At 63.7% G+C, this 23745-nt stretch carries 24 protein-coding genes and 2 tRNA genes; 9 read left to right on the plus strand and 17 right to left on the minus strand.

Features of this window, described 5'->3' with window-relative positions; translation table 11 throughout:
* Positions 1 to 47 precede the first annotated feature (47 nt).
* On the minus strand, positions 48 to 413 hold the full coding sequence (locus AC07P1_RS17695; RefSeq protein WP_315218483.1) for a hypothetical protein: 366 nt from the start codon (positions 411 to 413) through the stop codon (positions 48 to 50).
* Positions 414 to 546: 133 nt separating this feature from the next.
* Positions 547 to 687, minus strand: a complete 141-nt coding sequence (locus AC07P1_RS17700; RefSeq protein WP_177196792.1) for a hypothetical protein — start codon at positions 685 to 687, stop codon at positions 547 to 549.
* Between the two features lie 198 nt (positions 688 to 885).
* On the opposite strand from AC07P1_RS17700, the gene AC07P1_RS17705 reads away from it, so the two are divergent.
* Entirely contained in the window at positions 886 to 1074 is a 189-nt protein-coding gene (locus AC07P1_RS17705; protein ID WP_494697052.1) for a hypothetical protein, read from the plus strand.
* Positions 1075 to 1104: 30 nt separating this feature from the next.
* Here the strand turns inward: AC07P1_RS17705 and AC07P1_RS17710 are convergent, their stop codons facing one another.
* The 3 genes from AC07P1_RS17710 to AC07P1_RS17720 all read right to left on the minus strand — a co-directional run bounded on the left by AC07P1_RS17710 (position 1105) and on the right by AC07P1_RS17720 (position 2744).
* Entirely contained in the window at positions 1105 to 1272 is a 168-nt protein-coding gene (locus AC07P1_RS17710) for a hypothetical protein (RefSeq protein WP_494697053.1), read from the minus strand.
* 119 nt (positions 1273 to 1391) lie between these two features.
* Complete coding sequence (locus AC07P1_RS17715; protein ID WP_494697054.1) at positions 1392 to 2138, minus strand: SIMPL domain-containing protein; 747 nt, start codon at positions 2136 to 2138, stop codon at positions 1392 to 1394.
* 81 nt (positions 2139 to 2219) lie between these two features.
* On the minus strand, positions 2220 to 2744 hold the full coding sequence (locus AC07P1_RS17720) for a hypothetical protein (protein ID WP_494697055.1): 525 nt from the start codon (positions 2742 to 2744) through the stop codon (positions 2220 to 2222).
* A 133-nt stretch (positions 2745 to 2877) separates the two neighbouring features.
* Here AC07P1_RS17720 and AC07P1_RS17725 point away from each other — a divergent pair, with 133 nt between their 5' ends.
* Positions 2878 to 3438 (plus strand): UPF0149 family protein, encoded by a 561-nt coding sequence (locus tag AC07P1_RS17725; RefSeq protein WP_494697056.1) that lies wholly within the window; start codon positions 2878 to 2880, stop codon positions 3436 to 3438.
* A gap of 48 nt (positions 3439 to 3486) precedes the next feature.
* Here AC07P1_RS17725 and AC07P1_RS17730 read toward each other — a convergent pair whose 3' ends face one another.
* Positions 3487 to 5130, minus strand: coding sequence for a methyl-accepting chemotaxis protein (locus AC07P1_RS17730; protein ID WP_494697057.1), 1644 nt, complete (start codon positions 5128 to 5130; stop codon positions 3487 to 3489).
* Between the two features lie 28 nt (positions 5131 to 5158).
* Positions 5159 to 6805 (minus strand): methyl-accepting chemotaxis protein, encoded by a 1647-nt coding sequence (locus tag AC07P1_RS17735; RefSeq protein ID WP_494697058.1) that lies wholly within the window; start codon positions 6803 to 6805, stop codon positions 5159 to 5161.
* Between AC07P1_RS17735 and AC07P1_RS17740 the strand changes: the two genes are divergently transcribed.
* Entirely contained in the window at positions 6804 to 7040 is a 237-nt protein-coding gene (locus tag AC07P1_RS17740; protein WP_494697059.1) for a hypothetical protein, read from the plus strand. The two genes, AC07P1_RS17735 and AC07P1_RS17740, sit on opposite strands and share 2 nt — an antisense overlap.
* 21 nt (positions 7041 to 7061) lie before the next feature.
* Here the strand turns inward: AC07P1_RS17740 and treA are convergent, their stop codons facing one another.
* The 6 genes from treA to AC07P1_RS17770 form a co-directional block, all read right to left on the minus strand.
* Entirely contained in the window at positions 7062 to 8687 is a 1626-nt protein-coding gene (gene treA, locus AC07P1_RS17745; protein WP_494697060.1) for an alpha,alpha-trehalase TreA, read from the minus strand.
* Between the two features lie 132 nt (positions 8688 to 8819).
* Positions 8820 to 8909: transfer RNA gene (locus AC07P1_RS17750), tRNA-Ser, on the minus strand.
* Between the two features lie 301 nt (positions 8910 to 9210).
* A tRNA-Ser gene (locus tag AC07P1_RS17755) sits at positions 9211 to 9302 on the minus strand.
* Between the two features lie 68 nt (positions 9303 to 9370).
* A complete protein-coding gene (gene serS / locus AC07P1_RS17760; protein ID WP_494697061.1) occupies positions 9371 to 10660 on the minus strand; it encodes a serine--tRNA ligase in 1290 nt (429 codons plus the stop codon).
* Between the two features lie 117 nt (positions 10661 to 10777).
* Entirely contained in the window at positions 10778 to 10984 is a 207-nt protein-coding gene (locus tag AC07P1_RS17765) for a hypothetical protein (protein ID WP_494697062.1), read from the minus strand.
* Between the two features lie 289 nt (positions 10985 to 11273).
* The gene (locus AC07P1_RS17770) at positions 11274 to 12719 is read right to left on the minus strand and encodes an aminotransferase-like domain-containing protein (protein WP_494697063.1); all 1446 of its coding nucleotides are present in this window, start codon (positions 12717 to 12719) and stop codon (positions 11274 to 11276) included.
* Positions 12720 to 12893: 174 nt separating this feature from the next.
* On the opposite strand from AC07P1_RS17770, the gene AC07P1_RS17775 reads away from it, so the two are divergent.
* Both AC07P1_RS17775 and AC07P1_RS17780 read left to right on the plus strand, forming a co-directional pair.
* On the plus strand, positions 12894 to 13217 hold the full coding sequence (locus tag AC07P1_RS17775; protein WP_494697064.1) for a DUF2917 domain-containing protein: 324 nt from the start codon (positions 12894 to 12896) through the stop codon (positions 13215 to 13217).
* Positions 13218 to 13302: 85 nt separating this feature from the next.
* Positions 13303 to 13722, plus strand: a complete 420-nt coding sequence (locus AC07P1_RS17780) for a hypothetical protein (protein WP_315218320.1) — start codon at positions 13303 to 13305, stop codon at positions 13720 to 13722.
* Positions 13723 to 13894: 172 nt separating this feature from the next.
* On the opposite strand, the gene AC07P1_RS17785 is transcribed toward AC07P1_RS17780, so the two are convergent.
* From AC07P1_RS17785 to AC07P1_RS17800, 4 genes are all read right to left on the minus strand, one after another.
* Complete coding sequence (locus tag AC07P1_RS17785; protein ID WP_494697065.1) at positions 13895 to 14734, minus strand: alpha/beta fold hydrolase; 840 nt, start codon at positions 14732 to 14734, stop codon at positions 13895 to 13897.
* A gap of 9 nt (positions 14735 to 14743) precedes the next feature.
* The gene (locus AC07P1_RS17790; protein WP_363508129.1) at positions 14744 to 16048 is read right to left on the minus strand and encodes a replication-associated recombination protein A; all 1305 of its coding nucleotides are present in this window, start codon (positions 16046 to 16048) and stop codon (positions 14744 to 14746) included.
* Between the two features lie 66 nt (positions 16049 to 16114).
* Complete coding sequence (gene lolA, locus AC07P1_RS17795) at positions 16115 to 16747, minus strand: outer membrane lipoprotein chaperone LolA (RefSeq protein ID WP_494697066.1); 633 nt, start codon at positions 16745 to 16747, stop codon at positions 16115 to 16117.
* Between the two features lie 18 nt (positions 16748 to 16765).
* On the minus strand, positions 16766 to 19147 hold the full coding sequence (locus AC07P1_RS17800) for a DNA translocase FtsK (RefSeq protein ID WP_494697067.1): 2382 nt from the start codon (positions 19145 to 19147) through the stop codon (positions 16766 to 16768).
* Between the two features lie 211 nt (positions 19148 to 19358).
* Here AC07P1_RS17800 and trxB point away from each other — a divergent pair, with 211 nt between their 5' ends.
* The 4 genes from trxB (at position 19359) to AC07P1_RS17820 (ending at position 23684) form a co-directional block, all read left to right on the plus strand.
* Positions 19359 to 20312, plus strand: coding sequence for a thioredoxin-disulfide reductase (gene trxB, locus AC07P1_RS17805; protein ID WP_494697068.1), 954 nt, complete (start codon positions 19359 to 19361; stop codon positions 20310 to 20312).
* Positions 20313 to 20314: 2 nt separating this feature from the next.
* Positions 20315 to 20983: a Smr/MutS family protein gene (locus tag AC07P1_RS17810; RefSeq protein ID WP_494697069.1), complete on the plus strand. Its 669-nt coding sequence runs from the start codon at positions 20315 to 20317 to the stop codon at positions 20981 to 20983.
* A 194-nt stretch (positions 20984 to 21177) separates the two neighbouring features.
* Positions 21178 to 21807 (plus strand): trimeric intracellular cation channel family protein, encoded by a 630-nt coding sequence (locus AC07P1_RS17815; RefSeq protein WP_494697070.1) that lies wholly within the window; start codon positions 21178 to 21180, stop codon positions 21805 to 21807.
* Positions 21808 to 21950: 143 nt separating this feature from the next.
* Complete coding sequence (locus AC07P1_RS17820; RefSeq protein ID WP_494697071.1) at positions 21951 to 23684, plus strand: rhamnogalacturonan lyase B N-terminal domain-containing protein; 1734 nt, start codon at positions 21951 to 21953, stop codon at positions 23682 to 23684.
* Positions 23685 to 23745: the final 61 nt, after the last annotated feature.

Below are 23745 nucleotides of genomic sequence, written 5' to 3' on the forward strand. Positions count from 1 at the left end.
ATTACTACATTACAGCAAAAAAAACGCTCCAGCGGAGCGTTTTTCGATCACAAACCTTGATTGGCGATATCGGCCAGCGACTCGCGGCCCTTGTCGCTGAGCTCGAAGCCGCCTTCGGCGCGGGGCACGATGTGGGATTTCTTGCCGAGGAACATGGCCACGTCGGTGTCGAGCGGGCTGGACGGGTCGGCCTCGATGGCGCGCAAACCCAGGATGCAACGGCGCAGGAACAAGACCTCCTCCCCCTTGTCGGTGAGTGAAATGCGGCCGTTCTTGGCGATGGTGAACAGTTTGATGCCGGTCAGGCGCTTGGTGTTGCGACCGACGCAAGCGCTGACGCGCTCGCCTTTGATACCGCGTTTGACTTCGTCGAGCGCGTTGTATTCGTCTTGCGTTAATTTCTCGTTCTTCATTGCCATTTTTTCCATAAGAGACTGCTGCGGCCCTCATGGTACGCGCCCGGCGGGATGACGGCAAGAAAATGCGCCGCCAACGCGTTTCGGATGAAACGCCGGCCCCACCTGGACAATGGCGGAATGGACTGCTTTACAGCGCCCGGATCGCCAGCCACACCAAGCCGATGCTGGCGAAGGCGGCGATACAAATCAGGGCTTGCACACGCTTCGTGCTTAACACGACACTACGACGACGACCGAGGTAGATTTTGTTGTGTAAGGAATTGCCCATGATGCTCTCCGTGAACGAAAACCAATGACATGACTAAATTATAGGAACAGTTTCATGACGGCAGTGTGACGCTGAACACAAACATATAAATTTGTATCTGTCGAGCAACGATAATCACACTTTCTCACACCGTCCAACGCGCGCCGGTTCACACGGCAAACTGCTAGCATGAATTTCATCCCAACCACGGAGTCCATCATGAATCAACCAACCAAACCGCAGCTCGACGAACCTGCCGCTGAAGGCGGCCACATGCTTGACGAAGCGGACATCGGCAGCGGCGAGCGCACGCCCGCGCAGCGCGACACCGACGAGGATATCAAAAGCATCCCGCCGTTGCCGCACGATAGCGGGCACGGCAAGCCCAAGCAGGCGCCGCGCCCTTGACGGTTTTTCAGCCGTCCCCGGCCCGCCCGATCAAGCCTTGATCGGCGGCGCCTTTGGGGTCGGTTCCTCGATCGGCGCCTGCTCCGGCTCCGGCATATTGTCCGGCGGCGGATCTTTTTCCGGCTGCGGTGGCGGCACCTCGGGATCGGGCGTCGAATGGGCGTGCTGCGAAGCGGCGTACTGGTCGATGGCGGTCATGGCTCGTTCCTCCTAAATGGGTTCCACATGCAGATCGGGCACCAGCCGGGATTCACAAGCGCCTGATTGCTCCGTTGCGTGCGTCAGCGCACGCAGGCAAGACCTGGCCGCCTACGCCATCACTTGATGCGGAAAATCATGTCCACATTCTGCGTCCAGCGCAGCACCGTGATCGATAGGAAATCCTTCTCGCTCGTCTTGGCCTGCGCGCGGCGCTCGGAGTTGTAGTAGTCGCTCGGCATCAGGCCGACGGCCTTGGTCAGGTTGCGCAGCGGGCTGGAGGAGATCGCCGTGACCGGTCCCACCTTCTTGCCGAAGCCAGCCGCCATGCCTTCGGCGCGGCGCAGCGCGTCCTTGATAGCGACGGCGGTCAACTCCTGCTCGACCTTGAGGCGGTCGCTCTTGCCGAAGGTGGTCGACATATGGTCGATGTTCTTCATCTCCAACAGCGCCTGCATGATGGGCCGCCATTTGGTCAAGTCGCGCACCACGATATGGACCGAACTGCGGATATCGTATTCCGGCGACGCGGCCGGATCGGGATTGGGATTGGCGGATTTGCGCATTTCCTTGCGCATGTCCTGCACTTCAAGGACGGCGGCGCCGTCGCCTTCGGACGGCCCGGACTGCTCGACCAGCAGCGCGCGGATTTCCTCCACGCGCGCCTGGATCGCCGCCACGGCGGCGGCCGGATCGGCGTCGAAGGCGCTGACGTCGAAGTCGATCTCGCCCATGTCCGGCGCCACCATGACGAAGCCCTCGCCGCTGACGTGGATGAATGGGTAAGTCGGCAAATCTGCCGCGCGGACGGCCAATGGCGACAGCGCCGGCAGCAGCGTCAGCACGAGGGCAAATTTTTTCAGCATCGACAAGTCCTTAAAAGTTAAGGACTTAGTATGCTTTATTTTTTATTAATTCTCAATTTGCAACGAACGTTTTTTGTTACCTCACTTGCCTTTGTTGATTTCGGTAAGCAGCACGAACACCTCGTGGCGGATGGCCGGTTCGGCCGCCTTGAACTCCTTGTTGGCCTTGACGAACGCCGGCTTCTTCTGCTCGGCCTTCTCGGCCGGGGTCGGCGTCGGATCGGCCGCGTACATGCGCGGACCGCCGTTGTATGTTTCCTTGAGCAGCCGCTGGCCATAGCTGGACTGGTAATAGCGCGTCATCTCCAGCGCGGTCTCGGTGCTGACCAGGCGCGCCACCGGCTGCGACAGGCGGGTATAGACCATCTGCGGCGTCAGCTTTTCCACCTTGGCCATGGTCAGCTCGCGCTGGGCCGGGCTGGGAAATTTGCTCATGCCGGCAGTCATGCGCAACAATTTTTCGGCCTGCATCGACAGCAGCAGATCGTGCGCGGCCTTGACCCGCGCCGCGTCCGGCGCGGCGGAGGGGGCGGAAGCGGGAGCGGCCGCGTTTGCCCAGCCGGCGATCGAGAGGGTGGCCGCAGCCAGGAAAATGCTTGGTTTCATGTCGACTCCTTGGGTGTTGGAATGAATTAATGTTGGCACGCATCATATTGCGAATTCAATAAAATTGCTCGCCTGATTGAGATGGTGACTTGCAGGTAAAATGTCGATTCCTCCCAGACTACCGGCTCAGACCATGCTCACCACTCCCCTCAGCGACGAAGAATACGACCAACTCGACGACATGCTCCGTGACATCGGCGAACAGGCGATGGACGTCTCGGCGCTGGAAGGTCTGCTGACCGCGCTGGTGGTCGGCCCGCGCCCCGTGCCGCAAGCGGTATGGCTGGACAAGGTCTGGGGTGGCGGGCAAGCGGGCGACACCGGGGCGGCGACCGGCCTGGTGCTGCGGCACCTCGAATACATGCGCAAATGGATGGTGCAGGACCCGGGCAGCTTCGAGCCGATCTACGAGTGCGGCGGCGCCTGGAGCGCCGAGGCGTGGACCGCCGGCTTCGAGACCGGCATGCAGCTCGACGCGGAGGGCTGGGCGCCGCTGCGGGCTGCCCATCCGGAATGGCTGGCGCCGTTCCAGCGCCAGGGCGACGACTGGGAAGGCGCCGTCCCGCGATCGGTCATCCAGATCAACGCCCACTGGCATCCCGAGCCGGTCAAGACCGTCAAGGTCGGCCGCAACGATCCCTGCCCTTGCGGCAGCGACAAGAAATACAAAAAGTGCTGCGGCGACGGGAAATAGCGGCGCGGCCGCCGCCGGCATGATGCGGCCCGCGCCGCGCCGGGCTGCCTATTGAACGGACGCGGCGGACAGGCGCGGCGGTCCGCCCTTCGGCATCGGGCGGGATGCCGCCGTCGCGGCCGGCCCGGGCGCGGAAGGCGACGGCTCGAACCGGAAGACATCGACGACACGAATCAGGCCGTCCGCCTGGTCGTGCAGCGAAGCGGCCGCCGCCGATGCCTCCTCGACCAGCGCGGCGTTCTGGCGGGTGGTCGCCTCCATTGCCGCCATCGCCGAATTGAGCTGGCCGACCGACAGGGATTGCTCGACGCTGGCCGACGAGATTTTTTCCATGATATCGGTGACCTGGTGGATGCTATCGACCACCTTGTTCATCGTCAGCCCGGCCTGTTCGACCAGCTTGCTGCCGGCATCGACCTTCTCCACCGAGGTGTCGATCAGCTTCTTGATTTCCTGGGCGGCGATGGCCGAGCGCTGCGCCAGCGAACGCACCTCGGTGGCCACCACGGCGAAGCCGCGGCCCTGCTCGCCGGCGCGGGCCGCCTCCACGGCGGCGTTCAGCGCCAGGATGTTGGTCTGGAAAGCGATGCCGTCGATCACGCCGATGATGTCGACGATTTTGCTGGACGAAGCGTTGATCTGTCCCATGGTGTCGACCACCCCGGCGACCACGCCGCGCCCCTGCAACGCGATGTCGGCCGCGTTGTCGGCCAGCGACCTGGCCTGGCGCGCGTTGTCGGCGTTCCCGCTCACCGTGCACGTCAGTTCCTCCATCGAGGCCGCCGATTGCTCCAGCGAACTCGCTTGCGACTCGGTGCGCTCCGACAGGTCCCGGTTGCCGCTGGCGATCTCGGCGGCGGCGGTCGAGATGTGCTGCGCGCTGTGGCGCACCTCGCCGACGATGCCGAGCAGGCTCTCGTTCATCTCCCGCAAGGCGAGCAGCAAATGGCCCGGTTCGTCGTCGGGCTGGTTCCGGTCGATGACGCTGGTGAGATCGCCGGCGGCCACGGTCTTGGCGATCGCCACGGCTTGCTTCAACGGCCGCAGGATGCCGCCGGCGACATACCTGCTGAACAGGCCCAGGATCAGGGACAATACCCCCGCATAGACGGCCGACTCCATCAGGCGCTGCATGAAAACCGCCGTCACGGTGTCCACGTACACGCCGCTGCCGACCACCCATCCCCAGACTGGAATGGCCCTGACGTAGGACACCTTGGGCGCGGGATCGTCGCGGCCCGGCTTGGACCACATATAGGACACGAAGCCGGCGCCATGGGCCCGGGTGGCCGCGATCATCTCCACGAACACGCGCTTGCCCGTCGGGTCCTTGGTCTGCGCCAGGTCGGTGCCGTCGAGTTCCGGCTTGATCGGGTGCATGACCATCCTCGGCTGCGCATCGATGACGAAGAAATATTCGCCGCCGCCATAGCGCAGGCGCTTGAGCGCCGCCAGCGCGTCGCGCTTGGCCTGCGCTTCGGACAGGCCGCCGTTGGCCGCCAACGACTGGAAATGCATGGCCAATTCATAGGCGGTGTCGACCTGCTGGCGCACGCCATTCTGGCGCTCCGCCATGATCAGGTTTTTTTCCGACAGCAGGGAGATCGCCGTGAGCACCACGATGCCGGCCATGGCACTCACGGTGAGCAGCCAGAGCTTGTTCGCGATGGAAAATGTGGGGAGTTTCGGCATGGTCGCGTCTAGCACAAACAGAAATTCATCAGGTGGGAAGATAGGAGGAAATCCTCGGCCGGGCATCCTTGCCCAACGGACCGGGAGCGGCCCCGAGCCGGTCCGGTGCCGCCAGCGTGAACGCCGCGACCGCGTCGAGCAACTGCTGCGCGTGCGCCGTCATCGCGCCCGACGCCGTCGCGGTCTGCGTGACCAGCGCGGCGTTGTCGCCGGTCGCGCCCTGCATCATGGCCACGGCCTCGCCGGCGCTGGTCACCCCGACGGCTTGCTCGTCGCTGGCCTGGCGGATCTCGCCCATGAGTTCCGCCACCTGGGCGATCACGCTGACGACGCCGGCCATCGTGGCGCCGGCGCGGCCCACCAGCACGCCGCCGGCCTCGACGCGCTCGACGCTGGCCGCGATCAACTGCTTGATCTCGGTGGCCGCCGTGGCGCAGCGGCCGGCCAGGTTGCGCACCTCGGCGGCGACCACCGCGAAGCCGCGGCCGGCCTCGCCGGCGCGCGCCGCCTCCACCGCCGCGTTCAGCGCCAGGATGTTGGTCTGGAAGGCGATGGCGTCGATGACGCCGATGATGTCGCCGATCTTGCGGGAGCTGTCGTCGATGGATTTCATCGTCACCACCACTTCCCCCACCACCTGGCCACCCTGCCCCACCACCACCCTGGCCTGCTCGGCCAGTTGCTGGGCCTGTTGCGCGCGGCGGGCGTTGTGCTGGACGTGCGTGCCCAGTTGCAGCATGGCCGCGTGCGTTTCCTCCAGGGCCACGGCCTGCTGGCCGGTGCGGGTGTCAAGCAGCTGGTTGCCTTGCGCGATCTCCTCGCCGATGCCGGCCACGCTCAGCGCATGCTCGCGCACCCGCCGCAAGGTCGTGTCCAGGCTGGCGCGCAGTTCGCGCAACGCGCCCAGCATGCGCCCGGCCTCGTCCTGGCCGCCGGCGGCTATCACCAGGGCCAGGTCGCCGCCGGACATGGTGCGCGCCGCGTCGGTGGCCCGCGCCAGCGGCGCCACCACGCTGCGCGTGATGATCCAGCCGATCGCCGCCGCCAACGCGAGCGCCAGCGCCGACAGGCCTATCATCAGCCGGGCGAAGGCATGGCCGACGCCACGGGCGCCGGCCGATTCCAGTTTGTTTTTCTCTTCCTCCAGATCGATCAGCACGTTGATGCTGTTGAGCCAAGCGACGTAGGCCGGGCCGGCGCGCTCCAGCAGCACGCGCTGGGCCGATACCAGGTCGCCGGCCAGTTTGAGGCGGACCACCTCGTCCGTCAGTTGCAGCGTGCGCGCCTCGATCGCCACGATCTTCCGCAGGGCGTCGCGCTCCCCCTCGTCCATCGCGCCCGCGCGCAGCAACTCGTCCATCGGCTCGGCCGACTTGGCATAGTTGGCGGCCAGCTTGGCGATCAGGTCGCGCTGCCGCTGTATCGCCCCGGCATCGGATTCGAGCACAACGTCGCGCAGCGCGATCGCGCGGTCGTGGACGCTGCCGCGGAAATTGATCGCGTAACGCTGCTTGACGCTGTTGACGTCGCCAATCAACGCCAGGCTGTTATTGATCTCGTTGACCCGATGCACGCCGGTTGCCGTCAGCACCAGCATCAGCGACATCAGGATGCCAAAGCCCAGCGCCAGACGCACACCCACCTTGAGGTTGGCGATGTTGAACGGGGAGCTCATGAAAGACCGCCTTGCGGCAAGCGGCGGTCGTGGGGACGAAAGGAAGGCATGGCGGGATGTCCTGGTGCGGTTGAAATCCCAGCACTATAGGCAGCCCGAAAAATTAGTTGAATTCGGTAAATACTATGAGACCGATAGCTTTTCCAAATCCACCAATGGCGGCGCAAAAGCCGTTCCGCTTTCCCCACCAGAGAATCCGAATATCCCTACAGCCCGCGATGCGGCCGCGCCATAGCCGGAAAAAGTCGTTAGTTGTTCAATTGTTCAAATCGGGATAACGCTCCAACAAGGCGCTGGTGACACCGTTGGTCCAGCCGAAGCCGTCCTGGGTGGGGTATTCGCCACCGCCGCCGCTTTTGCGTTCCTCCACATCATATTTTTCCAGCAGCTTGCCGGTCTCGGCCCAAGTCCGGGCGACCGTGCCGACCCAGCGGCGGGCGATCTCGTGCGCCAATTCCTTGTGGCCGTAGCGGGCCATGCCATCGACCGCGACCCATTGCAGCGGCGCCCAGCCGTTGGGCGAGTCCCATTGCTGGCCGTTGCGGACCAGCGTGGTGCGCAGCCCGCCCTCGGCCAGCAGCTCGGCCTTGGTGGTCGCGGCGACGGCGTCGGCCTGGGATTGCGTCGCCATGCCCACCCACAGCGGGTACAGCATGGCGGCGCTGCGCACGGTTGTCGGCGCGTTTTTGACGAGGTCGAAGTCGGCGTAGCGCCGCTCGGCGGCGACCCATAGATGTTTCTGGACGGCCGTGGCCCGCACTTCCTTGGCGCGGCGGAATTGCGCGGTACAGGCGGTGTCGCCGGCGGCCTTGCAGCGCCGTTCGATCTCCCCTTCCAGCTGGTACATCAGGCTGTTCAGATCGACCGGCGCGATGGTGGTGGTGCGGATCGTGGCCAGGCGCGCGGGATCGTCCAGCCAGCGCGACGAGAAATCCCAACCGCTTTCGGCCGCCGCGCGCAGGTCGCGGTACACCTCGGGCGCCGGACGCTTGCCTTCGCGCGCGGTCGCCACGTCCTCGCCCAGCGCCTCGTCGCGCGGCGAGTCCTTGGCATCCCAGTAGCGATTCAGGACGGTGCCGTCGGCCAGGCGCGCCACGCGCTCGCAGGCGCCGGCGCCGGCCTTGGGCAAGCACCCTCTTCCACGCATCCAGAACGCGTGTTCGGTCTTCAACGCCGCCAGCACCCTGGCGTCGTCGGCGCGGTCGCCGAGCGGCTTGAGTTGGGTCATCGCGGCGAAGAACGGCGGCTGGGATCGGCTCAGATAATAGCTGCGGGTGCCGTTCGGAATGAAGCCGTAGCGTTCGATCAGGCTTTTAAAATCGACGATCATCGAATCGACCAGGTCGCTGCGATGGTCGGCCTTCAGGCCCAGCATCGTGAAGTACGAATCCCAGTAATAGATTTCGCGGAAGCGTCCGCCGGGCACGACATAGTTCGCCGGCAGCGCCAGGGCCGACGACCATTTGGGCGGATCGAGCGGCGGACGGGTGAGCACCGGCCACAACGAGGCGATGTGCTGGCGCAGCGTGACGGTGGTGGGCGCCGGCAGCGAAAAATAGCGTTCGACGAAGGCTTTCAGCGCCGCCGCGTCCTTGGGCAGCTCGCGTTGGTATTGTGCGAGGATGGTTTGCGGATCTTCGTTGGCGACGGCGTCGGCGAAGGTCTTGGCGTCGGGATAAATGCGCGCCGCCTGCACCGCCTCGAACAAGGGGCCGAACATCTCGTGCGGCGTGGCGACGCCGGCGTTCGGTTTGACCGCCGGCGCCGGCGCAGGTTCGGGCGCGCGCTGCGCCATGGCCGGCCAAGCGGCCCCCACCAGCAATGCGCAAGCGGCGATTCTTGCGCCTCCCAAAATCCCTAACGGCGTAGTTCCACGTTCCATGTTTCCTCCATTTCTCCGCGCTCATGCTACGCGATATCGGAGAAAAACATGTTTTTTGCGCAAGCGAACCGTGCTACCGGAGAAACCCGCGTACAAATGAAAAAACCCGCCGAAGCGGGTTTTTAATATTACTGGCGGAGAGGGTGGGATTCGAACCCACGGTACGATTTAACGTACGCTTGATTTCGAGTCAAGTACATTCGACCACTCTGCCACCTCTCCTAATGGTCCTGCACCGCCTGTTCGGCGAAGGCAAGATTATATAACAAGCCCCCACCATTACGGAAGCCTTTGAGTAACGTTTTTTACACTGGCGGCAATGCTATGCAATAAAAAAACAAGCGTCCATGAAAAAACCCGCCGAAGCGGGTTTTTTTAAATACTGGCGGAGAGGGTGGGATTCGCCTACATCCCGCAGGCCGCCCTCGCGCGAGTACGCGCGAGTCTTCGAATCCCACGCGCGAGCTGCGCTCGCTCCTCTCCGGAAAACAAAAAACCCGCCGAAGCGGGTTTTTCTAAATACTGGCGGAGAGGGTGGGATTCGAACCCACGGTACGATTTAACGTACGCTTGATTTCGAGTCAAGTACATTCGACCACACTCTGCCACCTCTCCTTTTCCCGCGTCACTGCTGCGAGAAGGCAAGATTATAGCAGCCCCCGGCGAAAAGGGAAGGACTATTTTTACGCTTTCAGATGCGTCAGGCCGCCCATGTACGGACGCAGCACTTCCGGGATCTCGACGCTGCCGTCGGCCTGCTGGTAGTTCTCCAGCACGGCGACCAGCGTGCGTCCCACCGCCAGGCCCGAACCGTTGAGCGTGTGCAGCAGCTCCGGCTTGCCCTGGGCGTTGCGGAAACGCGCCTGCATGCGGCGCGCCTGGAAGGCTTCGCAGTTCGACAGCGACGAAATCTCGCGGTAGGTGTTCTGCGCCGGCAGCCACACTTCCAGATCGAAGGTCTTGGTGGCGCCGAAGCCCATGTCGCCGGTGCACAGCGACATCACGCGGTACGGCAGGCCCAGGCGCTGCAAAATCGTTTCGGCGTGGCCCACCATCTCGTCCAGCACGGCGTACGAGGTGTCCGGATGCACCACCTGCACCATTTCGACCTTGTCGAACTGGTGCTGGCGGATCATGCCGCGCGTGTCGCGGCCGTAGCTGCCCGCTTCCGAGCGGAAGCATGGCGTGTGGGCCGTCATCTTCAGCGGCAAGGTGTCGGCGGCGACGATCTCGTCGCGCACGATGTTGGTCAGCGACACTTCCGACGTCGGGATCAGGTAGAAGGTCTCGCCCTCGCCTTCGACGCCGCCTTTTTTCACCGAGAACAGGTCGGCCTCGAACTTCGGCAGCTGGCCGGTGCCGCGCAGCGAGTCGGCGTTGACCATGTAGGGCGTGTAGCACTCCGTATAGCCGTGCTCGTCGGTGTGGGTGTTCAGCATGAACTGCGCCAGCGCGCGGTGCAGGCGGGCGATGCCGCCTTTCATGACCGAGAAGCGCGTACCGGTCAGCTTGGTGGCCACTTCGAAGTCCAGGCCCAGCGGCGCGCCGACGTCGACGTGATCCTTCACTTCGAAATCGAAGCTGCGCGGCGTGCCGACCTTGCGCACTTCCACGTTGCCCGATTCATCCGCGCCTTGCGGGACCGATTCGTGCGGCAGGTTCGGGATCGCCTGCATGAAATCGGCCAGCTTGGCCTGCACCGCCGACAGCGCGGTTTCGTTGGCCTTGAGCTCGTCGCCCAGGCCGGCCACTTCGGCCATGATCGCCGTCGTGTCTTCGCCCTTGCCCTTCATCATGCCGATCAGCTTGGACTGCGAGTTACGCTTGCCCTGCAGCTCTTCGGTGCGCGTCTGGATCGCTTTCCGTTCAGCTTCGAGGGCGTTGAACGCTTCCACATCGAGCTGGTACTTGCGGGTCGCCAGGCGCGCGGCGACGTTGGCTATATCTTTGCGGAGAAGTTGGATATCAATCATGGGGACAAGTGCCGTTTGTATCGAAAACGTCAATTGTACCAAGAGGATGCCACTTCCTTGCGAGTTTTGAGCAGCCCGCCGGCTGGTGCAACCGCCCTGCCGCGCATTACTCCGCGATTACAGGGCGGCTTTTTCGGCGGCGCTCAGGCGCTTGGCGGTCACGGTGACGACGGGCATGTCGGCCTTGACGGTGGCGACGTGGGCAACGCTCCTGTCGGCGGCGACCTTGATCGCCGGTGCGTCGGCGGCGGTGGCGAAGGTGGTGGCGCCTGCGATGATAGCGACGGTGACAAAGATGGTTTCCATGTTTTTAGCGATGTTCATGATAGCTCCCTGGGGTGGTGGTTTCGGCCGACTTATGTCTGCCGCTTTGGTATGGTTGTACTGTACCTAAAGGGCCTATGCGAAGCCACCGGGATGCGACGAAGCGCCGGAAATGGCGGATGAAGTGCAAAAAACGGTGCCCGGCCGAAGCATCGGGACGCTGGAGATACCTCGGAGACACGTAGGGCGGATTAGCGCAGCGTAATCGGCCAATGCGGGCGCCGTCGGGACGCATGCATGGCCGATTACGGCGTTCCGCCTAATCCGCCCTACGTGTTTCTAAGGTACATCACGCGGCGGTGCGCAGCGCTGGCGCCTCGTCAGCGAGCCTGTGCACGAGCGCGCCCAACTTGCCTACGGCGGCCTCCACCTGCGGGCTCCACGCGTTGCCGCAGTTGAGCCGGACAAAGTTGCTGTATTTACCAGACGCCGAGAACAACTGCCCCGGCATGCAAGCCACCCCGGCCTCATGCGCGCGCTGGTGCAGCACCAGCGCGTCGACCTGCTCCGGCATGCTGACCCACACCACGAAGCCGCCCTGCGGCTCCGACACCGTGCACTGCTGCGGGAACGCGGCGCAGACCGCGTCCGACATGCGTGCGATGCGCTGCGACAGCGCCCTGCGCATTTTGCGCAACTGGTTCTCATAGGCGCTACCGGTCAGGAACTCGGCCAGCACCGCCTGGAAGAAGTGGCTGGTGGCGCCGCTCGACACCATCTTGAGCACCGCCACATCCTGCGCGTAGCGCCCCGCCAGCACGTAGCCGACGCGCGCGCCGGGACTGACCGCCTTCGAAAACGACGAGCACAGCATGACGTGGCCGCTGGTGTCGTACGCCTTGACCGGCCACGGCCGCTCGGGCGTGAAGCACAGCTCGCCGTAAACGTCGTCCTCGATCAAGGGCACGTTGTGCTGCGACAGCAAACCCGCCAGCCGTTTCTTGTTGGCCTCGGGCATGATGCAGCCGAGCGGATTGTTGGCGTTCGGGATGAACAGCACAGCCTGCACCAGGCCGGCGTTCATCGCCAACTCGAGCGCGTCGATCGACGGCCCGGTCTTTGGATGGGTGGGGATTTCCAGCGCCTTCATGCCCAGCGATTCGATCAGCTGCAGCAGCACGAAATAGCTGGCCGATTCGATGGCGACGGTGTCGCCCGGCTTGGCGACGGCGCGCAGGCACAGGCTGATCGCCTCGGTGCACGACGTCGTGACGACGATCTCGGCCGGGTCCAGGCGGCCCCAGTCCAGCGCCCTCCTCAGTATCTGGCGCGTGAATTCGGGGTGGTTGGTCTCGTAGCAGCTGACTGAGCTCAGCAGCGCGGAATCGCGCCGCGCCACCGCCGCCACGATCTTCTGCATGCGTTTCATCGGCAGCAGCTCATCGAGCGGCCAGGCCGAGCCCAGTTGCACGATGTCCGGGTCCTCGTTGGCCTTGAGCACCCGCATCAGCAAATTGTTGATGCCGACATAGGCCGGCTCCTGCAAGTGCGCGGCGTCGGTCATCACGGCCATCGTGCGGGACCGGTGGCGCACGTAATAGCCCGCCTGCGGCCTGGCCTCGATCAGGCCGCGATCCTCCATCAGCCGCAACGCCTGCATGACGGTGCTGACCGACAGCCGCTTTTGCTGCGCCAGATGGCGGATCGACGGCAGCCGGTCGCCGGGCGCGAAGACGCGGCCGGCGATCAATCCGCCCAGTTCGTTGGCAAGCTGCTCGTACAAATTGATGTGCATTTCGATATTGTGGCCCAGCCCCACCCTCCGCCGACAGGTACAGCGAGCAATCATTTTGACCATCACAGTTTAGCGAAATCACCCCTGTGACGGTAACAATTTCGATTCGCTGCATCTGTTATGGTTGGGCGCCGCTGCGTATTCTGGTTCCATCATTCACGCGCAGGAGCAACCATGAAACCGCAACTGGTCACCGTACAGCAGGGCTTGGCCGAATATCGCTTGACCCAGGACCACCCGCTACGCATCGCCAACGCCGCCGGCCAGCGCATCGAATGCCTTGACGGCACGGCCTGGATCACGGCCTATGGCGAGCACACAGATTTCATGCTGCGCCGGGGGTTGACGTTCGAGGTGCCAAACGACGGCCTGATACTGATCGAGGCGGCCGGGACGGGTGTGGTGCGCGTCCGCCTGCCTGCGCAAACGGGCGCGCCGGTGGGCTGGCGCGGGTTACAAAACAAAGTTGCCACAGTCCTTTCCGGTCTGCATCTGTAGGATTTCACCTACGCAACTAATCGTGCGCCATGCACTCCTCGATAATATGTACAATGCGTCAACAATACAGCCCGAGGAGAATAATTTGAAAAACCAATATCTGAAGATGGGCGCGATGAGCGCATTGATGGTTCTGGCCGCAGGTTGCTCGACGCTCGGCGTTGGCGGTCCGCCAGCCGACGAAGCGCCGCCACCGGCCAACCCGAACTTTGCCGCCGAAATGGACAAGTTCAACAAGCAGTTCCCGAACGATAAGGCGACCAAGTATGAAGAGGTTTCGCTGAACTATAACAACGCGAAAAAACTGGACGAGAAAGGCAATTGCCATGACATGTCCAAGTATCCGGTTGTGATCGTGCTGACCCTGGATGCGTCCGGCAAAGTGGTGAAGAGCACCACCGACGTCGAGAACCGCAAAGCCGCGTGCTTCCGCGATGCGTATGCCGGCGTGCAGCTGCCAGCGCCACCGTTCGCGCCGTATTACAAGCCAATCAAGCTGCGTTGATGCATGAATGAACGTGGTGACACGTAGGGCGGATTAGGCGGAACGCCGTAATCCGCCATGTATGTGTCTCGACGGCTCATGCATTGGCGGATTACGCTTCGCTAATCCGCCCTACGTGTCTCCGCGGTTTGCGTATGCCCCAGCGATATTCATCGCGCCCCGGGTCATTGCCTCAAGCCGCCGCGTCTTCGCCGGCGGCTTCTTCTTTTGCGGCCGGCTTTTCCAGCCATTCCAGCACCACTTCGTTGAAGCGCTCCGGGTCGCGCACCATCGGCCAGTGATCGGTGTTCATCGCCACCACCTTGCAGCCCTCCTTCGCCGCCAGCTTGTCGCGCCACTGCGTCGAGTGGAACATGAAAGGCTTGCGCATGCCGTAGATGAACAGCGTCGGCACCTTGGGAAAGAACGGCACCAGCGACCGGTACGATCCCGCCGCGCCCGCCGTCAAAATGTAATACGGGAAGTTCATCGCCGAGCTGATGTACTTTTTCGGCGCCGGCACCTTCATCGCGTTGACCATCCCGCGTGTGATCATGTTGCCGATCGGCCCGCCGATGGCCCAGGCCAGCGACAGGATGTTCTGATAGCCGCTGACCATCATCTTCTGTCCAAACGTGCGCGAACGGTCGGTGGCGTCCGAATTGGCGTCGCCGATGTCGACGCCGATGATCGCCGACACCAGCCCCTTGTTACGCATATAAAATTCATAGCCGAACACGCAGCCCCAGTCGTGCAGCATCAGGGTCACCTTCTGCTTCTGGTTGACGGCGGCGACAATGTGCAACAGGATGCGCATCGTCGCGTCGAGCGAGTACGCGCGGCGCGGCTTGCCGAGGTCGAAGCCCGGCAAGGTGAAGCGCACGCAGCGATAGCGGCTCTTGAGCTCCTCGACCTGCGCATCCCACAGCCGATACGTATCCGGCCAGCCGTGGATCATGACGATCGTCTCGGAACCCTCCACCCCGCCTTCGATGTACACGTCGATGTCGTCGACCACTATCACCTGCTGCATGCTGTTTCCTTAGTTTTTACCGGCGTCTTCATCAAGCTTGCGCAGGAAGGCCATTTTGTCGGCGATCTTGCTCTCCATGCCGCGCGGCACCGGCTGATACCAGCCCGGCTCGCGCATATCGTCCGGGAAGTAGGTCTCTCCGGCGGCGTAGGCATGCGGTTCGTCGTGCGCGTAGCGGTACTCGTGGCCGTAGCCCAATTCCTTCATCAGCTTGGTCGGGGCGTTGCGCAAATGGACCGGCACTTCACGCGACTTGTCCTTTTTCACAAACGCCATCGCCTGGTTGAAGGCGTTGTAGCCGGCGTTGCTCTTGGCGGCGATGGCCAGGTAGATCACCGCCTGCCCCAGCGCCAGCTCCCCCTCCGGCGAACCGAGGCGTTCGAAGGTGGCGGCGGCGTCGTTGGCCAGCTGCATGGCGCGCGGATCGGCCAGGCCGATATCCTCCCACGCCATGCGCACGATGCGGCGCGACAGGTATTTGGCGTCGGCGCCGCCGTCGAGCATGCGGCACAGCCAGTACAGCGCCGCGTCCGGATTGGAGCCGCGCACCGACTTGTGCAGCGCCGAGATCTGGTCGTAGAAGTTGTCGCCGCCCTTGTCGAAGCGGCGCGCGTTCAGGGTCAGCGCGTTCTGGATGAACTCGCTGGTGACCTTGTTGGTCTTGGCGGCGTTGGCCGCCGTGCTGGTTTGCTCCAGCAAGTTGAGCAGGCGGCGGCCGTCGCCGTCGGCGTAGCCGATCAAGGTGTCGATGGCGGCGTCGTCGAACTCCAGATGCGCCAGCACCTTGGCGCGCGCCTTGGCGACCAGCTGCTTTAGCTCGTCCTCGTTGAACGATTGCAGCACGTACACCTGCGCCCGCGACAACAGCGCCGAGTTGACCTCGAACGAGGGATTCTCGGTCGTCGCGCCGATCAAGGTGACCAGGCCCGATTCCGCGTACGGCAGCAGCGCGTCCTGCTGCGACTTGTTGAAGCGGTGGATCTCGTCGACGAACAGGATGGTGTGCTTGCCCATCGTCAGATTCTGCTGCGCCTGCTCCATCGCGGCGCGGATGTCCTTGACGCCCGAGAACACGGCCGACAAGGCGATAAACTCGCACTCGAAGGCGTTGGCGGTCAGCCGCGCGAGCGTGGTCTTGCCGACGCCGGGCGGCCCCCACAAGATCATCGAATGGGGCTGGCCCGATTCGAACGCCAGGCGCAGCGGCTTGCCCGGCCCCAGCAGGTGGTGCTGGCCGATCACGTCATCGAGCGTCTTGGGCCGCAGTGCTTCGGCAAGCGGCTGGCGCGGTTCTGTTGCAAATAGGTCAGCCATAGTGTCTCGGAATGGAAAAACGCCGCAGCGTCGCGGCCGCGGCGTTATCGCTGCACGCTTTAATCTTTAATTATTGAACACGTCCGCGCCCTTCGGCATGACGAATTTAAAACTCGTCGCGGTCAGCGCGGGATTTTTCTCGAATTTGCTGAACGTCAGCAGCGAGGTCTGGCCGAAGGAATCCTTCAGTTCCATCGCTTGCGGCAAGCCGTCGCGCAGGCCGATGCTGATTTGCTCGAAGCTGGTGTCCTTGGCTTTGGGCACCGCCTTGAGCCATTCCATGCCATCCCTGGTGCCCGCTTCCGACAAGGTGAAGTTCTTTTCCAGGTCGTTGCTGCCGAACAGAATCGCGGCCGGCGACGAACCCAGCGCGTTGCCCAGCTGCTTGACGGTGACCTGGTTCAGGTCCTTGTCGTAGACGTACAGCTTCTCGCCGTCGGCTTGGAGCACCTGGTCGTAGGGCTTCACGTAGGTCCAGATGAACTTGCCCGGACGGGCGAACAGGAAGGTGCCGCTCGACGGCGGCGTCGGCTTGGCGGCCTCGCCGTTGGTGTTCTTGACCTGGCGCTGCGTGAACTCGCCCTTGGCCGCCTTGGTCGATGCGACGAAGGTTTTAAACTGGTCCAGCGCCGTGGCGCCGGCCGCGCCCGCCAGCAGCAGGCCGGCGGCCAGTGCCGCTACGTTTTTCAAATACTTCATACGTTGTCTATTCCTTGGTTATTCAGCACTGGCGGCGGGCGCCAGGATTTCGCGGTTACCGTTCGATTGCATCGGCGAGACGACACCGCTATTTTCCATCTGTTCCAGCAAACGCGCCGCGCGGTTATAGCCTATGCGCAAATGGCGCTGCACCAGCGAAATCGAGGCGCGGCGGTTCTTCAGCACCACCTGCACCGCCTGGTCGTACATCGGATCGGCCTCGCCGCCGCCCTCGCCGGCGGCCGCGCCATCGGCGCCGCCCTCGCCTTCCAGGGTGCCGCCTTCGAGGATGCCGTCGATATAGTTCGGCTCGCCCGTGGTCTTGAGATGCTTGACCACGCGGTGCACCTCGTCATCGGAGACGAACGCGCCGTGCACCCGCACCGGCAACCCTGTTCCCGGCGGCATGTACAGCATGTCGCCCATGCCCAGCAGCGCTTCCGCGCCCATCTGGTCGAGAATGGTGCGCGAGTCGATCTTCGACGACACCTGGAACGCGATACGGGTCGGGATGTTCGCCTTGATCAGGCCGGTGATCACATCCACAGATGGACGCTGCGTCGCCAGAATCAAGTGCAAACCGGCCGCACGGGCTTTTTGCGCGATACGGGCGATCAATTCCTCGACCTTTTTGCCGACGACCATCATCAGGTCGGCCAGCTCGTCGATGATGATGACGATGGTCGGCAGTTTTTCCAGCGGCTCCGGCGAATCGGGCGTGATGCTGAACGGATTAGGAATCAGTTCCTCGCGCTTTTTCGCCTCGGCGATCTTGGCGTTGTAGCCGGCCAGGTTACGCACGCCCAGCTTGGACATCAGCTTGTAGCGGCGCTCCATCTCGTTCACGGCCCAGTTCAGCGCGTGGCCGGCCTGGCGCATATCGGTCACGACCGGCGCCAGCAGGTGCGGGATGCCTTCGTAGACCGACATCTCCAGCATCTTCGGATCGATCAGGATCATGCGCACGTCGGCCGGATCGGACTTGTACAGCAGCGACAGGATGGTTGCGTTGATACCCACCGATTTACCCGAGCCGGTGGTACCGGCGACCAGCAAGTGCGGCATCTTGGCCAGGTCGGCCACCACGGCCTTGCCGGCGATGTCCTTGCCCAGCGCCACGGTCAGCGGCGACGGATTGTCGTTGTAGACCTTGGAACCGACGATCTCGGAGAGGCGCACGATCTGGCGCTTGGCGTTCGGCAGCTCCAGCGCCATGTAATTTTTGCCGGGGATGGTTTCGACCACCCGGATCGACGTCAGCGACAGCGAACGGGCCAGGTCGCGCGCCAGGCCGACGATCTGGCTGCCCTTGACGCCGGTGGCCGGTTCGATCTCGTAACGCGTGACCACCGGCCCCGGATAGGCCGCCACGACCTTGGCTTCGACACCGAAGTCCGACAGCTTTTTCTCGATCAGGCGGCTGGTGAATTCCAAGGTCTCGACGGGTACGGTTTCCAGCACCTCGGCGGCCTCGTCCAGCAGGGACAGGGCCGGCAGCTGGCTGTCGCCGCTCAAGTCCTGGAACAGCACGGCCTGGCGTTCCTTCTCGACGCGCTCGGACTTGACCACCGCGACCACCTGCGGCTCGATCTTGACCGGCGCCGACACCACGTGTTTCTCCACATGCTTGGCGCGCTCGATGACGACCACCTCCTCGCGCTTGACGGCGGCCACTTCGCCCTGGCGGCGGTCTTCGCGGTACTGGTAGCGCTGGACGAACCATTCGATGCCGGTCTCGATCGTGTAACCGATACGTTCGGCCACGGCCAGCCACGACACATGGAAGAACAGGCTGAAACCAAGGCCGAACAACAGCAGCAACAGCAAGGTCGCGCCGGTGAAACCGAACGCCACATGGGCCGAATGGCCGATCAGCTCGCCCAGCACGCCGCCCGGCGCGCGCGGCAGTTCCGCGTGCAGCGAGTACATGCGCAGGTATTCGAGCCCGACGCTGCCGGCGAACAGCAGCAGGAAGCCGATCGCGCGTATCAGCCCCTCCTGCGCGTGCTCGGGGTCCGCCTCCTTCGACATCACGTATTTTTGGGTCAACTGGCGGTAGCCGTTCCAGACCAGCCGCAGCAGGCAAAACGCCCACCACCAGGCTGAAATGCCAAAAATGTACAGCAACAGGTCCGACAGCCAGGCGCCCGCGCGGCCGCCCAGATTGGTGACTTTGGGGACCAGGGTCTCGTGCGACCAGCCCGGGTCCATTTTGTTGTAGCTGGCCAGGATCAGGACGAAATACAGGCCCAGCACGGCCAGCGCGAGCCAGCGCGCCTCCGACAGCAGCCGCACCAGCCGGTTTGGCAGTGGTTGGCGCTCGGTCGGGGTGCGGGTATAGCCCGGCGAGGAGGAAGTTCCAGCTTTTGGCGCTCGCTCCTGAACTTTTTTACTGCTCATAGGTATTAAGGTGTTGCAACGTTAGCGAGGAGGAAATATTCATATGCGGGTATTTTACGTCATACACGGGTCAACCGGCCCGACGATTCATCCTCCAAGCCTGGTTGCACTATAATCTTGTATTGCCTGCGTGAATGCAATGGCTGTCGCCCTTGCCTCCACTCTAAACGCCCCCAAATTCGGATTAATCCAACATATTAAGAAGCCCTCCATGACCACTCCTAAACACGCCCGCGTACTGATCCTTGGCTCCGGTCCCGCCGGCTACAGTGCCGCCGTCTACGCCGCCCGCGCCAACCTGAACCCGATGCTGGTCACCGGCATGGAGCAAGGCGGCCAGTTGATGACCACCACGGACGTGGAAAACTGGCCCGGCGACCCGATGGGCGTGCAAGGCCCCGACCTGATGCAGCGCCTGCTGCAACACGCGGAAAAGTTCAACACCGAGATCGTGTTCGACCACATCCACACCGTCGACCTGGCAGCGCGTCCGATCCGCCTCAAGGGCGACAGCAACGAATTCACCTGCGACACCCTGATCATCGCCACCGGCGCCTCGGCCCAGTACCTGGGTCTGCCGTCCGAACAGGCTTTCATGGGCAAAGGCGTGTCCGCCTGCGCCACCTGCGACGGTTTCTTCTACCGCAACCAGGAAGTGGCCGTCATCGGTGGCGGCAACACCGCCGTCGAGGAAGCGCTGTACCTGTCGAACATCGCCACCAAGGTCACCCTGATCCATCGCCGCAACAAGTTCCGCGCCGAGCCTATCCTGATCGACCGCCTGAACGCCAAGGTCGCCGAAGGCAAGATCGAGATCAAGTACAACCACACCCTGCAGGAAGTGCTCGGCAACGACAGCGGCGTCACCGGCCTGAAGATCCAGTCGACCGACACCGGCGACGTCACCGACATCAGCGTGCACGGCCTGTTCGTGGCGATCGGCCACAAGCCCAACACCGGCATCTTCGAAGGCCAGCTGGACATGCACAACGGCTACATCAAGACCAAGGCCGGCACCGAGGGCATGTTCACCGCCACCAGCGCGCCGGGCGTGTTCGCCGCCGGCGACGTGCAGGACCACATCTACCGTCAGGCGATCACCAGCGCCGGCACCGGTTGCATGGCCGCCCTGGACGCGCAGCGCTATCTGGAAGCGCAGGAGTAACTGTGGGCCTGAAAGACTTCGCCGACCTGAAAACCCTGGGCAAGCAGCTCAAGGAACAGGCCGAGACGCGCGCGGCCGCCGAGGCCGAGCGCGTCAAACGGGAAAAAACGCAGGCGGTGGAAGCGAATATCTTCCAGTCCAGCGTGGGCGGCGTCAAGCGCATGCCCGTGTCGGACCGCTATGTGCCGTCGCTGCCGAAGTCGGCCGGCCCCGCCGCCGCGCCGGCGCGCAAGCTGACGCAGGCGGAGGACGACGCGGCCGTGCTGCGCGAGTCGCTGTCGGACCTGTTTGAAGTCGATCATTATCTGGAAGAAGACCCGGCGCTCAATTACGCGGCGCCGGGCGTCGGGCCGGACATCGTCAAGAAGATGCGCAAGGGCCATTGGCCGGTGCAGGACGAGCTCGATTTGCACGGCTTGCGGCGCGACGCCGCGCGCGACGCCATCGGCGATTTCCTGCGCAAGTCGGCGATGCGCAACCATCGCTGCGTGTGCGTGATCCACGGGCGCGGCTTCGGCTCCAAGAGCCAGGAGCCGGTGCTCAAGTCGATGGTGCACAGCTGGCTGGTGCAGAAGGAGGAAGTGGTCGCCTTCTGCCAGGCGCGTCCGTCCGAGGGCGGCGAAGGCGCGTTGATTGTGTTGTTGCGGGCCGCGTTGCGGCCAGAACGGTAAATTCCGCAACGGAGACACGTAGGGCGGATTAGCGCAGCGTAATCCGCCATGCATGCGCCGTCGGCGGCTCGTAAATGGCCGATTACGGCGTTCCGCCTAATCCGCCCTACGTGTTTCCTCGATACTTTTAGCCCCACACCAAATTGTTGCGGCATGTTAACCTACGGACATTCCCACTTTGTCCGCATGCCTACATGAAGCCCGTTCCCGTCCACGATTCCCTGATCACCATCATCGAAATCGTGGCCATCCTGGTCGGCGCCTTCTCCGGCTTCGTCGAGGCGCGCCGCAAGCGCATGGACCTGGTCGGCGTCTTCACCGTCGCCTTCATCACCGCCTTCGGCGGCGGCACCCTGCGCGACATCCTGCTCGACCGCCGTCCGCTGTTCTGGGTCATGCACCAGGAATACGCCATCCTCATCTTCGTGCTTGCGCTGATCGCCGTGCCGCTGATGCGCACCTTGCGCCAGATCCTCTCCGAACGCCTGATCGTCATCGCCGACGCCATCGGCCTGGGCCTGTTCGCCGTGGCCGGCGTATCGCAAGCGCAGGCGGCCGGCATGCCGCTGTTCATCGCCTCGATGATGGGCGTGATCACCGGCATCTTCGGCGGCGTGCTGCGCGACATCGTCTGCAACGAGGTGCCGATGGTCTTCCGCGACGGCAAACCCTACGCCATCTGCGCCTTCTTCGGCTGCTGGATGTACATCGGCCTGCAATACACCGGCGTCACCGACGACTACGCGCTGTGGGTCAGCGCCACCTTCATCACCACCCTGCGGCTGGTGACATGGAAGTTCGACTTGCGTATCGGACGCCACTGACCCCCGATCAGCGTTTCCGCTCAACAAGGTGATTTATTTACCATTGTTGTATGAACACGGTTGACCTCGCCTCCCCAAAAATTGACTATTGTCGCAGCGTGCCGGCGCGTCCAAACAACATCTACAACATTCGGGAGACACAATTGGACCACATCACTCTGCGCGCCCTCACCGGCGCGGCGGCGCTGACCCTGCTCGCCGGTTGCGGCGGCGGCTCGGCCGACACCACCAACAACAACCCCAACCGCCTCAACGCCGAGACCATCGTCTCGGCGACCGCCGCCGAATCCTTCGGCCTGACCGAGGACGCCAACTTCTACACCGTCGACACCGGCGCCGGCCTGGTCTTCAAGATCCGCCGCACCGACAACGGCGTCAGCACGCAGTCGGCCGGCGACATCGCCTCGATGGTCTACAACGGCGTGCAATACCAGGACCAGTCGCGCGGCTCGCAACTCAATTCCGGCTTCGACTTCCTGTACACGGGCGTCTCGGCCGTCAGCGTCAGCGCCACCACGGTCGGCGCCGACACCATCAAGATCACCGTCCAGGCCGGCGACCTGACGCACTACTACCTGGCGCGCCGGGGCCAGCCCAACATCTACATGGGCACCTACTTCACCACCGAGCCCAGCACCCTCGGGCTGGCGCGCTTCATCGTGCGCGTGCCGATCGCCGTGCTGCCGAACGGGCCGGTTCCGTCCGACATCCGCAACAACACCGGCGCCATCGAATCCGGCGACGTGTTCGGCATGGCCAACGGCGAGACGCGCTCCAAGCACTATTCCAACATCCGTCTGAAGGACTGGCGCTACTTCGGCGCCACCGGCCCGGGTGTCGGCCTGTGGATGGTGCGCGACAACAACGAAGGCAATTCGGGCGGACCGTTCTACCGCAGCCTGATCAACCAGGCCACCTCCACCAACCAGGAGCTGACCTACATCATCAACTACGGCGAGGGCCAGACCGAGGCCTTCCGTCCCGGCATCCTCAACACCTACACGATGAGCTTCACCGGCGGCGGCGCCCCGGCCACGCCCGACACCTCGTGGTTCGCCGGCATGGGCATGACCGGCTACGTGCCGGCCAGCGCGCGCGGCGGCGTGGCCGGGGTCGGCATCGGCAACCGCAACACCGCCTACACCTACACGGTCGGCTTCGCCAACGCCACCGCGCAGTACTGGGTCGACGCCGACGCGGCCAACGGCCACTTCGACAGCCGGGGCATGATCCCCGGCACCTACACGATGACGATCTACAAGAACGAGCTGGCGGTCGACACCCGCAGCGTCACCATCACGGCCGGCGGCATGACCACGCTCAACACGATCAACATCGCCAACGACCCGGGCAGCACGGCGGCGTTGTGGCGCATCGGCGACTGGGACGGCACGCCGCTCGAGTTCCTCAACGGCGCCAAGGTCAGCACGATGCACCCGTCGGATGTGCGCATGGCGTCGTGGACGGTGCCGGACTACGTGATCGGTTCGTCGAACGCGGCGACCGGCTTCCCGGCCTACCAGTGGAAGGACATCAACAACAACACGGTGATCCGCTTCAACCTGACGTCGAGCCAGATCAGGAACTACACCTTGCGCGCGGGGATCACGGTCGCCGCCGCCGGCGGCCGGCCCAAGATCGCCGTCAACCAGTGGCAGTCGGCCAATCCGGCCGCGTCGACCCAGCCGAAGACGCGCACGCTCACGGTCGGCATCTACCGGGGCAACAACACCACGTACAGTTTCGACATTCCGGCCAGCGCGCTGGTGGTCGGGCAGAACACGGTGACATTGACGGCCATTAGCGGCACCACCAGCACGGGTTGGCTGAGCCCGGGCTATTCGTGGGACGCGGTGGACATGATCCCGGCGCCGTAGACGACGAAAAACCCGAAAAAACCACGAAAAAAATCCCGCGCGGGACAGGCCCGGGCGGGAC

The sequence above is a fragment of the Duganella sp. GW821-FHT07F09 genome, assembly GCF_059418705.1.